The sequence below is a fragment of the Parabacteroides sp. PM6-13 genome (assembly GCF_029892605.1).
GTDB lineage: Bacteria > Bacteroidota > Bacteroidia > Bacteroidales > Tannerellaceae > QVMG01.
In genome coordinates this window covers 116,887-128,683 of the sequence record NZ_JARXWF010000006.1, presented here as the reverse complement: position 1 = coordinate 128,683, position 11,797 = coordinate 116,887, and the positions used below count along the sequence as shown (strand labels likewise).

The 11,797-nt window shown below is 44.4% G+C and carries 11 protein-coding genes and 1 pseudogene; 10 read left to right on the top strand and 2 right to left on the bottom strand.

What is annotated here, in order from left to right; all coding sequences use genetic code 11:
* Positions 1–10 precede the first annotated feature (10 nt).
* Positions 11–1,090, bottom strand: a pseudogene (locus M2134_RS07655) (glycoside hydrolase family 88 protein); the annotation flags it as partial.
* 128 nt (positions 1,091–1,218) lie between these two features.
* On the bottom strand, positions 1,219–3,333 hold the full coding sequence (locus M2134_RS07650; RefSeq protein ID WP_280750165.1) for a hypothetical protein: 2,115 nt from the start codon (positions 3,331–3,333) through the stop codon (positions 1,219–1,221).
* Positions 3,334–3,512: 179 nt separating this feature from the next.
* Here M2134_RS07650 and M2134_RS07645 point away from each other — a divergent pair, with 179 nt between their 5' ends.
* The 10 genes from M2134_RS07645 to rpmA all read left to right on the top strand — a co-directional run bounded on the left by M2134_RS07645 (position 3,513) and on the right by rpmA (position 11,696).
* On the top strand, positions 3,513–3,971 hold the full coding sequence (locus M2134_RS07645) for a VTT domain-containing protein (protein ID WP_280750135.1): 459 nt from the start codon (positions 3,513–3,515) through the stop codon (positions 3,969–3,971).
* Positions 3,972–4,034: 63 nt separating this feature from the next.
* Positions 4,035–4,775, top strand: coding sequence for a TlpA disulfide reductase family protein (locus tag M2134_RS07640; protein ID WP_280750134.1), 741 nt, complete (start codon positions 4,035–4,037; stop codon positions 4,773–4,775).
* Positions 4,776–4,878: 103 nt separating this feature from the next.
* A complete protein-coding gene (locus tag M2134_RS07635) occupies positions 4,879–5,367 on the top strand; it encodes a helix-turn-helix domain-containing protein (RefSeq protein ID WP_280750133.1) in 489 nt (162 codons plus the stop codon).
* A gap of 105 nt (positions 5,368–5,472) precedes the next feature.
* Positions 5,473–7,260, top strand: a complete 1,788-nt coding sequence (gene lepA / locus M2134_RS07630; protein ID WP_280750132.1) for a translation elongation factor 4 — start codon at positions 5,473–5,475, stop codon at positions 7,258–7,260.
* 94 nt (positions 7,261–7,354) lie between these two features.
* The gene (locus M2134_RS07625; protein ID WP_280750131.1) at positions 7,355–7,918 is read left to right on the top strand and encodes a DUF3575 domain-containing protein; all 564 of its coding nucleotides are present in this window, start codon (positions 7,355–7,357) and stop codon (positions 7,916–7,918) included.
* An 8-nt stretch (positions 7,919–7,926) separates the two neighbouring features.
* A complete protein-coding gene (locus tag M2134_RS07620) occupies positions 7,927–8,799 on the top strand; it encodes a DUF3868 domain-containing protein (RefSeq protein ID WP_280750130.1) in 873 nt (290 codons plus the stop codon).
* A 148-nt stretch (positions 8,800–8,947) separates the two neighbouring features.
* Positions 8,948–10,102 carry a DUF362 domain-containing protein gene (locus M2134_RS07615; protein WP_280750129.1) on the top strand — a complete coding sequence of 385 codons (1,155 nt, stop codon included), beginning with the start codon at positions 8,948–8,950 and terminating at the stop codon, positions 10,100–10,102.
* A 78-nt stretch (positions 10,103–10,180) separates the two neighbouring features.
* Positions 10,181–10,948 carry a DUF6599 family protein gene (locus M2134_RS07610; protein ID WP_280750128.1) on the top strand — a complete coding sequence of 256 codons (768 nt, stop codon included), beginning with the start codon at positions 10,181–10,183 and terminating at the stop codon, positions 10,946–10,948.
* Between the two features lie 142 nt (positions 10,949–11,090).
* Positions 11,091–11,408: a 50S ribosomal protein L21 gene (gene rplU, locus M2134_RS07605; protein ID WP_280750127.1), complete on the top strand. Its 318-nt coding sequence runs from the start codon at positions 11,091–11,093 to the stop codon at positions 11,406–11,408.
* Positions 11,409–11,429: 21 nt separating this feature from the next.
* A complete protein-coding gene (gene rpmA / locus M2134_RS07600; RefSeq protein WP_280750126.1) occupies positions 11,430–11,696 on the top strand; it encodes a 50S ribosomal protein L27 in 267 nt (88 codons plus the stop codon).
* Positions 11,697–11,797 lie beyond the last annotated feature (101 nt).

Genomic DNA, 11,797 nt, shown 5'->3' with positions numbered 1-11,797 from the left:
TTGAGATACATTATTTGTTTAACTCCAGGCAACCCATAATAAAGGGACCATTTGCCTTGGCATCATTCTCACGGATACGCTCATTGATATAGTATTCAAAACTACCATCACGGTAAGGGTTTCCCCCTAAGCCACCCACAGCGCAACATTGTGTCAATGTCAGTGTGCCGTCATCGTTGGTCACGATAAGCGTATTCATCAATCCATCGTACGCCTTTTCGGCTATCTTCCGGTATTTTTGATTGATATATCCTTTGTTTACCGCCTTTGCATAGGCATACATAAACATGGAGGAGACAGATGCCTCCAGGTAATTGCCCGCCTTATCACCCTTGTCGACCACCTGGTACCATAGTCCCGTTTTATCCTGGTAGCGGGGAAGTGTCTCTGCTAATCCTTCGATCATGCGGATAAGTTCCGGACGCTGTGGATGATCGAGCGGGATAAAGTCGAGAACATCTACCAAAGCCATAAACCACCAACCAATGCTCCGTCCCCAGAAATTAGGCGACTGTCCGGTCTCTTTATTGGCCCAGCGTTGGTTTTTGCTCTCATCCCAGGCATGGTAATAGAGTCCAGTTTGGGCATCATAGGTGTGTCGGGCACAAACAATAAATTGATTCACTACATCATCGATCCATTGTGGCTGATCGAAGGTGACAGCATATTCCGCCAGAAAAGGAGAACCCATATAGAGTCCATCGAGCCATACCTGATGGGGATAGATCAATTTATGCCAGAAAGCCCCCTCATGGGTGCGGGGATGTACCTTCATCTGGGCAACCAGCCGATCCATTGCCAGGCGGTATTTCTCGTCTCCGGTCTGCTTGTAGACTTCGAACAACACCTTTCCGGAGTTGATGTAATCAATATTATAGGTGGCTACATCGTACAGATGAATCTCGCCCTGCTCATTGATGATGGTATCAGCCCATGCAATCACATAGTTCAGGAACTTGTCATCGTTTGTCTTCTCCCATACCTTGAGCATCGCACGGCATCCTAACCCCTGTCCATATCCGAAATAAAGGCGTTTGCCATGATCCAGTTGCCAGGCTTCGGGGAACCGTTTCATTTCCGACTCGGTAAAGTGAATGGCAGTTTTCTGGGCATTCATAGTGAATGTGGCCAATACGAATAGTCCTATTAACCATATCTGTCGTTTCATACTATCTATTGCTTTTGAATATTTACTTTGTTTATTCTTCTCTCAGTTGCTTACGGCATAGGTTGCAAATCTTCCCACACCACATTCCAGGTACCGTCTTTGGGGAATCCCGGATTTTTCACTGTGTTGCCATCCCAACCGGCACACATCATAGCGGCAGCGGTCAATAATCCTCCATTACCCGGAAGATAGATACGCAAGCGGGAATCCTGGTAGTTATGCCCATTCACCAGATAGGTATTGGTACGCTTATCCATCAACAGAGCACCTACCGCCTTCTCCGGATCACCCAGACGGGCAGCACTCATAGCGGTCATCGGGTAATCCCATCCCCATGTTTTCCCCCAGTTCCAGTTGTCCCATATCCAGTTGAGCGTATTCTTCATATAATCCGGACGTACCAGTTTGCACTGCGGCAATATACCCAACGCACCTAATATGGCCGGATGATCAGACGTGAAGCGAATATCGATGTAGGTATCGACGGCATCTTCCGAAGCCAGATACAATCCATCCTGATAAGCCAGAGGCGATAGTTTGTCAATAAGTTCATCCCATTGCGGTTTGCGTTTTTTGCCTTCACGTTCTCTCCATTGCTGGGCAACCGACATGGCGTAATGCCAATAGGATAATTCAAAAGGAGGATTGATGGTTTCCGATGCTCTTAGGGTCTCCTGTGCAGGGATAATACCCTTCAGGATATAACGCCCTTCCAGTTCATCATACGTGGCGAATGAAGCCATGAATTCGGCTGTTTCGTTTACCAGAAAAGCATACTTATCAATCACCTCCTGTGAAGGATTATTGCGGTAGATCAGTTCGGCCATATAGATAAAATGGGGCTGTTGCCAAATCAGGAATGAACCCACTTTGGAGGGCGCTTCCATAGCCGAAGGATCTGTCATCTTCATCCAACGGGCGCCTTTGAATCCCTGTCGCTCAGCGATACTCTTTGCCACAGGATAAGCCTGTGCATACCAGTCCATGCTTCTTTCCAACAGGTCAGCTCTGTTCCATAAAGCAAAATGAACCGCGTGCCACCAATGCATTTCCAGGTGGAACTTCCCAAACCAGCTGTTATAGGTCAATCCGGTCTCCTGCGGAGGATACATACCGGCCGACTGTATGGCCATGATGTATTGTGAAAGCAGGATACGGCGTTCCAGTTCCGATGCGCGCTCGTCCGTGCAACGAGAGAAATCAATAGCACCCCCTCTTTGCCAGAAATCCTGCCAGTAGGCCGCCGAGGCGGTAAAGGTTTCCTCTACTGTGGATACTTTATTTGCCGGACTCTTATCAGTGAATTCACAGGCAATATGGAAATTATCTGCTTCGGGAGTAATAACGAAATAATGAGCCTCCTTCTCTGTTACAGTCGCTTTTCCGCTGTAGGTAACAGTCAGATAATAGACCGTTTCGTCCAATGTTCTTTTCAATACGAATGAGGATTCGTCTTGGGAAACAATCTCTGTTTTATGCTTTTGCGGAGAATTCCAGTCTGTGGCATCGTCGGCATGTTGTCCGGTCGGGTAGGGGAAACGAAGGTTCAACTGCATTCTTCCTTTACCAATCAGTGCGGAGCTTACCTCAGCTGCTAAGCGGTCTTTCACCGGGTCTACGACGGTTTTTACACAAGCGGAGTCGCTGCCAATAGAGAAGCGGCTGTCGATTCGTCCATCCCAGAGATTCAGTTCCTGATCAATGGAGCGAATGGCATCTGCTTTCAGCTTTTGACCATTCTCATCCGTCAGTTCCAACCCGATATAGCCCAGATGCAAGCGATGCGGATTGATCCGGAAATAGTTGGCAGCATCTTGTGGACGTCCCGGGTCATTAAATTGTACCGCGTAAGGCTCATCCCATCCCCGGAAGTTATAGTTTTTCAATGTCTCTTCAGGGGTTAGCTTTTCCGTATTCGGAAAGCTATGCCAGCCCCATTGCGATTGTGTCCCCAGGGGAACACCGGCTGTGTATAGTTCCGGGAAGGTCTGCAAGCCAGTGGCATCCACCGTTACCGCGAAATTTCCATTCCCGACCGACAGGGAGGATAGTTCTTCAAATTCTGTTACATGTGGGTTGTTTCGCTCTACCAGAGCATAGCGATCGATTTTCTCGGGTGCCTTTTCCGTACAGGCCAATAGGAAGAGTGCGCTAACGCCCACCATCCATTTTGTTACATTCAGTTTTTTCTTCATTTGTATTTCTTCTTTTATGTAGTTTTCGTTGAAGAATACAAAAGTAAGCTAAACCCCAAATCACGACACGTAAATATGTACAATTACCTGTAAAATGATGCATTTAAATGTTGTAACTTGCGCGAAAAATAGAATAAGCGACAAGAAACATGGAGTGGCTGCTCAATTTAGGCTATGTAGGTCTTTTTATCGGATGCTGTTTGGCCGGTAGTTTTATTCCGGTCAGTTCGGATGTGTTTCTGATCGGGATGCTACTGGCCGGAGGCGATGCCTGGGCATGCCTGATTATTGGAACCATCGGATACTGGTTGGGTAGTATGACCTCTTACGGTATTGGCTGGCTGGGTAAACTGGAGTGGTTGGAGCGGCTGAAAGTGAAGAAGACAAGTATTGAAAAACAAAAGAAATATATTGACAAATATGGGGTGTGGGTAGCTCTCTTCGCCTGGATTCCTTTCCTGGGCAGTATGTCGATCTTTACCCTGGGCTTTTACAAGGTAAAACCTAAAACGGCCGCTACGCTTATGCTAATTGGCTGCTTCTTTCGTTTTTTTATTTGGACATTTATTCTAAAAGCCGCTTTGGGGGAACTGACGGAATTGGTGTGATAGAACCCTGAAATCGCATTTTTCTCACCCCTTTAAAAACCGTGCAAAAAAATTCTCACCCGCATGAGAATTTTTTCTCATGCGGGTGAGAATAAAAAAAACGGTAGGGAAACGGGAATAAAAATCCCGCGATTTGGGCAACAAGTCAAATCGCTTGACCTATATTTGTGGCGCTCTATAACAGATGAAATAATTATCCGAAAACATAGTATGAAATATTTGATTGTTGCAATTGTGGCTTTGACTATTTGCCCAACCTTGTTTGCCCAACGGTTTGATCTGAATCAGAAAGATTCAACCAATATGCTACTCGCCGCGTATTTTGCGGAAAGAAATGACTTACATCAAGCCAGAAAAACAGAACCTTTTCCGGATTTTACGGCTGTTTCTTTGGATGGGGATACCATTACCCGGGATATGTTGGATGACAAAGTCGTTTTAATGAATTTTTGGTTCGAAAGCTGTAGGCCCTGTATGGCTGAGTTGGATGATTTGTCGAAATTGTATCTTACCTTTAAAGAGAACCCTTCCTTCTTGTTCTTGTCATTTACGGTCGATCCCAAAGAGCGAGCTGTGAAATGTGTAGAAAAGCATAATATACCGTTTCCGGTATGCCCCATCGAACGGGAGGAAAGTAGTCGATTAACGATTAAATCCGGTTTCCCCATGACGATTATTTTAGATCGATCAGGAAAAACAGTCTTTTCCCGCGGAGGAGGAGCCATTGAAAAAGAGCATGTAGTAAAACAAGTCAAAGAATACGAAGTGATTATAAAGAATTTATTGAACAAAGCCCCTTATTAACACCCGGCAAATAGAATGTCGGGTAAATGTCGGGCAAAAGACTATCTAAAAAATATTTTGATTTTGAAGCAAGACATATCTTTGTCGAAAATTTCAGTAAAAAATGAAACAACCAGAGTTAGGACGGAAAATAGTAGAACTTAGAAAACAAAAGGGATTGACTCAAGAAGAGTTGGTTGAAAAATGTAATATAAATGTTAGAACATTGCAACGAATTGAATCAGGAGAAGTCAACCCGCGAAGTTTTACGGTTAAGATCCTTTTTAGTGCACTTGATTATGACGTTGATGAGGAGTCATTAAATCAAAGCTCTGAGGTGTTGGAGTCTTATAAGGCAACACTCGATAAAGTTAAAAATCAAATTCAAAATAATAATGTGATGAAAAATTCAAGGAGCTTTTTTTATGATTATTTCTTGGCAACTGGAGTTGTTTGGTTTCTTTGTGCACTTGCTATCGTGATATTTAAGTTGAATTTTCAAGTCAAAGAAATTTTACTAACGATAGTTGTTCCACTTGCATTTTCTATTTTCAGACAGTTTACTAAAAATAACTCATCCCAACAGGCTGACAAAAAAGAAAGTCAAATTTGAAACGACAAGAGTGAGCAACATCTGTTTCAGTTGTTTTTGCTTCCTGATTTTGTCTGTCTTTGCGAGATTCTCACTATCTTTGCACCTCAAAATGAGAATTAGCAGATGAAGAATATTCGCAATTTCTGTATTATTGCCCATATTGACCATGGCAAGAGTACCCTGGCCGACCGTTTGCTTGAATATACCAAAACTGTCGAAGGCAAAGACATGCAGGCGCAAGTACTGGACGATATGGATCTGGAGCGTGAGCGAGGTATCACGATCAAGAGTCATGCGATCCAGATGGAATATGTCAAAAACGGAGAAAAGTATATCTTTAACCTGATTGACACGCCGGGGCACGTTGACTTTTCGTATGAAGTATCCCGTTCGATCGCGGCCTGTGAAGGCGCGCTACTGATTGTCGACGCGGCACAGGGGATACAGGCTCAGACAATTTCCAATCTCTATATGGCGATTGAGAATGACCTGGAAATAATTCCGATTATCAATAAGATAGACCTCCCGAACGCAATGCCGGAAGAGGTGGAGGATCAGATCGTGGAGCTGTTAGGAGTCTCTCCTGATGACATCATTCGTGCCAGTGGAAAGACCGGCGAAGGGGTGATGGATATCCTGGATGCCATCATCGAGCGGGTGCCCGCTCCTAAGGGTGATCCGGAAGCTCCGTTGCAATGTTTGATCTTCGACTCGGTATTCAACTCTTTCCGAGGTATTATTGCTTACTTCAAAGTGGTGAACGGTGTGATCCGCAAAGGCGATCATGTGAAGTTTATCGCTACCGGAAAGGAATACGACGCGGACGAAGTGGGTATATTGAAACTCTCTATGTCGCCCCGTGATGAGATACGCACGGGAGATGTGGGGTACATTATCTCCGGAATCAAAACCTCGAAAGAGGTGCGGGTAGGGGATACGATCACGCATGTGAAGAATGGCGCCTCGGAAGCTATTGCTGGATTTGAAGAGGTGAAGCCGATGGTGTTTGCCGGTGTCTATCCGATCGATAGTGAAGACTTCGAAAACCTGCGTACCTCGTTAGAGAAATTACAACTCAACGATGCCTCGCTTACCTTCCAGCCGGAAAGCTCGGTAGCATTAGGATTTGGTTTCCGTTGCGGTTTCTTGGGATTGTTGCATATGGAAATCGTACAGGAACGGTTGGATCGCGAATTCAATATGGATGTGATCACGACGGTTCCCAATGTATCGTATAAGGTGTACGACAAAAAAGGAAACTGCATGGAGGTGCATAACCCGAGCGGTTTGCCCGATCCGACACAGATTGAACATATCGACGAACCCTATATCCGCGCGTCGGTGATTACTACCACGCAGTTTATTGGCCCCATCATGACACTTTGTCTGGGCAAACGTGGTATTCTCTTGAAACAGGAATATATATCGGGTGAGCGTATGGAGATCCATTACGACATGCCTTTGGGCGAGATTGTGATCGATTTCTACGATAAGCTCAAGAGTATCTCCAAAGGATATGCCTCGTTCGATTATCATCTGCATGATTTCCGTCCGAGCAAACTGGTGAAACTGGATATCTTATTGAATGGAGAACCGGTGGATGCGTTGTCAACGCTGACCCACTTCGACAACAGTGTGCCTTTTGGTCGCCGTATGTGTGAGAAACTGAAAGAGTTGATCCCACGTCAGCAGTTTGATATTGCTATCCAGGCGGCTATCGGTTCGAAGATTATTGCCCGTGAAACGATCAAAGCCGTGCGTAAGGATGTGACGGCTAAGTGTTACGGAGGAGATATCTCGCGTAAACGTAAGCTGTTAGAGAAGCAGAAAGAGGGGAAAAAGCGCATGAAACAGATCGGTACGGTAGAGGTGCCGCAAAAGGCATTCCTGGCTGTTCTGAAGCTGGATTAATAGAAGAATAAAATCCATACAGTAAAGAATATCAAAGAAATATGTATCTTTAGGCGCTTTATGCGTCATGTAACACATATATAAACATGTATATATGAAGAAAATAGGGTTAATTGTATTTTGTTGCCTTGTATCCATTTTGAGCGCCTCCGCTCAATACGTCGCTGTTAAAACGAATGGGCTGTATGATGCGCTTACCTGCCCGAACCTGGGCGTTGAGTTCTCTTTGGGGCGGCATTTTACTGGGGATATTTCCGGAAATTATGTGCCTTTCGAGATCACCAAGAAAGAGTCGTTGAAACACTGGCTGGTGCAGCCGGAATTCCGTTATTGGCCGGTAGAGCGGTTCAACGGACATTTTATTGGTTTGCATGGGTATTATATGGATTATGTTTTCAAAAAAGTGGATTTACCTTTTGGTATGAACAAAGATCACGCTTACGATGGAACAGGTTATGGCGGTGGTATCTCTTACGGGTATCAACTCTATCTGTCGCCTCGTTGGAGTATTGAGTTTACTGCAGGCTTTGGGTATGGCTATTTTGAGTACGACAAGTTTGTCATGAAAGAGGGCCAGCAGGAGTATCTGGGGCTGTTTAAGACCGATTATTGGGGAATAACAAAGGCCGGTATATCTATTAGTTACTTTATCAAATGATCAGGAAGATGAAAACAAATATACTAATTACACTTTGCCTGTTGGTGGCTTCTGTGTTTTCTGTTCAGGCTCAACAGACGGCTGTTTATAAAGGAAAAGCTTTTGTGGAAGATTATGATTTGTTTATGCAAAATGACTCGGCTTTCTTTCAGGCAACCATCTGTGTAACAGATATCCCTTTGGTGAAATATCATACGTTGACGATTACGCCCGTACTCTGCTCCGGATCGGAGTCGTTGGAGTTGGCACCAATAGTGTTGCAGGGTGGAAATAAAGATAAATATTACCGCCGCGCTGCCCAATTGAGTAAAGGGGAAAAGGCTATTCAATCGGCTTACGTGGTTTGGAAAAATGAACCGAAGAAGATACAGGTGGTGAAATACAAAAAGACATTGCTTTCGCAGCCTTGGATGGAAGATGCCCGACTGGTACTGAAAGGCACCTACACCCGCTACCATGGGGAGAAGGCAGAGAAGTATTCTTTTGAACCGTTCTTAAATATTGCAGATCATTATTCTGTATTGCTGAAAGAGAAAGAAATAAAGAGTACTACGATAGTAAAGGATACAAAGGAAATAAATACAGCAGAGATTGTACATGTAAAAGAGGTAGCTAAGACCGCTGAGAAAAATGCTAACGCAAAAGAGAAAGATTTTGCTAAATCAGCTAAAGAAATAGAGAAAGAAGCGAAAGCAAAAAGCAAAGCGACTGCAAGAGCTATTAAAGCGGCTAAAGAAAATCAGGAAATAGTAAGAAAAGCAGCTATCAGGGATGCTAAGGCAAAAAACAAAGCTGCAGCAAAGGCTGCAAAAGTAGCAGAGAAAGAGGCGAAAGCAAAAGCGAAAGAGGCTGCAAAGGCTGCTAAAAAATCAAAGAAATAAAGTTGACTTCAAAACAGATTCAAAGCGAATCTGATAAAAGAAATGAAAAAGAGGAACTGAAAACGGTTCCTTTTTTTGTGTAGGATTGAGTCTTCTTTCGTGGATTATTTTTGTATGTTTGTGATTCATAACACTAAATCAACATATTATGGAAAGACGTAAATTCTTCCGAACGATAATGGCTGGTGGAGTAGGTGCAGCCGTCACTCCGATTATCAAAGCGGCTCCTTCTCTTATGCAGGAAAAGGTGAAACCTGAAACCAATATAGACGTTGCGAAATCTATTCCGCGAACGGCGCAGTCGATGCCGGGTAAATACCCCGGGAAAGTGGTCAAAGTAGATCATGCTGGCAGCATTGTCGACGGAAGACCATCCGAAACGGTTGCTTATGATATGGTGAAAGAGTGCCTACTGAAGCTCACCGGCGAAACCGATCTGAAGAAGGCCTGGAGGCAGTTTGTCGGACCGGAGGATGTGATCGGTATCAAAGTGAACCCGATAGGCGGGAAATTGTTGTCGACTTCGCATGCGGTGACCCAAGCGATCGTGAAACAACTGGAGGAGGCAGGCATTCCTCGTGAACGTTTGGTGATCTGGGATCGTCGACAGGAGAACCTGGAAGATTCCGGTTTTACGGAGGCTAACTATCCGGGTATAAAGATCTCTTCTACGGAGTGTTATGATGAAAACAAGAGTTATATCAATGCCGAAGGGCGCTATTATAGCGAAGACCGCATCGATAAGGCGCATTATCTCTATGCCGATGTCGAAGGGGAATACGATGCCTATACGATGCCTTATATGGTGAATGGTGGTAAGAATTCTTATTTCACAAAGATATGTACCGAAGAGGTGACCAAGATTATCAATGTGCCTATATTGAAGAACGCTGGTTATTCCATTACGGTGTGCCTGAAGAACCTGGGCTTTGGTTCCATTTCTAATACACAGCGCTTACATACTGACCTATGGCACGAGACCTGCGCGTATGTTTGTGCTTTTCCGCCCTTGCGCGATAAGGTGGTACTGAATATCGCCGATGGCTTGATCGGTTGTTTCGACGGAGGACCGGGAGCAAATCCTCAATTTATTACGCAGTATAAAACGATCCTGGCCGGCACCGATCCGGTAGCAGTCGACCGCATTGCCCATGAGGTTATCATCAAGAAACGAATTGAGGAAGGTATTCAGAAGGAGGATCGGAAAGGATCACGCCTTTTCATGGAATTGGCTGATGAGTTGAAATTGGGAGTGAGCGATTTGGAAAAGATCGATCTTGTAGAATTGAGAATGGATAGCTAAAAATGAAGAATGAAGAGTGAAGAATTAAAAATTGGAGCAAAGCGGAAATCACTTAAAGCAATTAAGGAGTATACTAATGTGAAAAAGGTCTTATTGGTCTTATTTTTATGCTTTGCATGTAGTCAATTATCCATTATCCATTGTCAATTATCCATTACTCGCGAGCGTGTGTTTACAGGGCAGGGCTTGTATGGCTTTATGAATGGTGGGGCAGATCTGTTTCTGGAATATGGTGTGGAGAAACTGACCAATCGGGATGTGACGTGGAACGGGGAATCCTATACGATTGATATCTATGAGATGCCGACGCCGGAAGATGCTTTTGGTATTTATTCCATGCAGGTGTTTCGTTGTCAGCAGGCCGATCTGGGAGGAGGCATAAGTTGTTTGTCTCCTTATCAATGGCTTGGAGTGATCGGGAATCGTTATGTGTCGGTGGTTTTTCCTTCCGGTTCGGAGGCGGCACAAAAGGGTGTCGATGGGTTAATTGATCACTATTTCCCGGAAACGGATAATGCTCTTCCTGTTTTTCCGGAGAAATGGCAGGCAGAACCTCCCTATTCGGGTGTGTTGAAATATGCACGAGGACCAATCTCTTTATCCAATATCAGCAAAGATCTTTCGGGACGCTTGAAGGAGCTGGACTACAAAGGTGTCTGGCTTCGGAAGGGTGGGGAGGAGGATACTTATGAAGCTTGCGTTTGTTGCGACAGTCGGCAGCAATGCGAAGCGATTCTAACTAAGCTTGACCCGACGATGGTTATAGAGTTACAAGATACTGTTATCTATATTAAAGGAAAAGAAAGCGAAGAAGAAACGCCCGATTTCGGTCCTTTCGGCTTTTAAGGAGCGAAAAAACGACAGGAATATTTGGATAATAGATTCGGATACAGTAATTTTGCACTCTGATTTTCCGCAGAGGGTAGACAAGAGGAATCGGAGACGACGCCCACCCCCGGGATATAACCTGTTAAAGATAAAAAAACAGATGTACGTAATTGTAGAAATTAACGGACAACAGTTCAAGGTAGAACAAGGAAAGAAGATGTTCGTACACCACATTCCTAACGTTGAAAGTGGAGCTGTTGTTGAGTTTGACAAAGTATTGTTGGTTGACAACAATGGACAAGTGACTGTAGGCGTTCCTACGGTGGAAGGCGCGAAAGTAGTTTGCGAAGTGCTTTCTCCGCTGGTAAAAGGTGACAAGGTATTGGTTTTCCACAAGAAAAGAAGAAAAGGATACCGCAAGTTGAACGGGCACCGTCAACAGTTCACAGAAGTGAGTATTAAAGAAATTGTTGCTTAACGTTTAAAGATTTAGAAGAAAATGGCACATAAGAAAGGTGTAGGTAGTTCGAAGAACGGACGCGAATCGCACAGTAAACGATTAGGCGTGAAGTTGTTTGGTGGAGAAACAGCGAAAGCTGGTAACATTCTGATTCGTCAGAGAGGTACGGCTCACCATCCGGGAAAGAATGTAGGCATCGGTAAAGACCATACATTGTATGCGTTGGTTGACGGTGTTGTATTGTTCCACAAAGGAAAAGGTGATCGTTCATACGTTTCCATCACAGAAGTAGAAGCAAAAGCATAACAAAAAGCTTTTCGATCATAAAAAGAAAGAAGGCCGGATCGTACGATCCGGCCTTCTTTCTTTTGTCATTGAACTTCTTAAAGTCTTTAATGTCCTTAAGG

Excerpts from the sequence above, each read along its gene's own strand:
- lepA (WP_280750132.1), top strand. The coding sequence starts at position 5,473 with ATGAAGAATATTCGCAATTTCTGTATTATTGCCCATATTGACCATGGC.
- M2134_RS07620 (WP_280750130.1), top strand. The coding sequence starts at position 7,927 with ATGAAAACAAATATACTAATTACACTTTGCCTGTTGGTGGCTTCTGTG.
- rpmA (WP_280750126.1), top strand. The coding sequence starts at position 11,430 with ATGGCACATAAGAAAGGTGTAGGTAGTTCGAAGAACGGACGCGAATCG.
- M2134_RS07615 (WP_280750129.1), top strand. The coding sequence starts at position 8,948 with ATGGAAAGACGTAAATTCTTCCGAACGATAATGGCTGGTGGAGTAGGT.
- M2134_RS07625 (WP_280750131.1), top strand. The coding sequence starts at position 7,355 with ATGAAGAAAATAGGGTTAATTGTATTTTGTTGCCTTGTATCCATTTTG.
- M2134_RS07640 (WP_280750134.1), top strand. The coding sequence starts at position 4,035 with ATGAGAATTTTTTCTCATGCGGGTGAGAATAAAAAAAACGGTAGGGAA.
- M2134_RS07650 (WP_280750165.1), bottom strand. The coding sequence starts at position 3,333 with ATGGTGGGCGTTAGCGCACTCTTCCTATTGGCCTGTACGGAAAAGGCA.
- rplU (WP_280750127.1), top strand. The coding sequence starts at position 11,091 with ATGTACGTAATTGTAGAAATTAACGGACAACAGTTCAAGGTAGAACAA.
- M2134_RS07645 (WP_280750135.1), top strand. The coding sequence starts at position 3,513 with ATGGAGTGGCTGCTCAATTTAGGCTATGTAGGTCTTTTTATCGGATGC.
- M2134_RS07635 (WP_280750133.1), top strand. The coding sequence starts at position 4,879 with ATGAAACAACCAGAGTTAGGACGGAAAATAGTAGAACTTAGAAAACAA.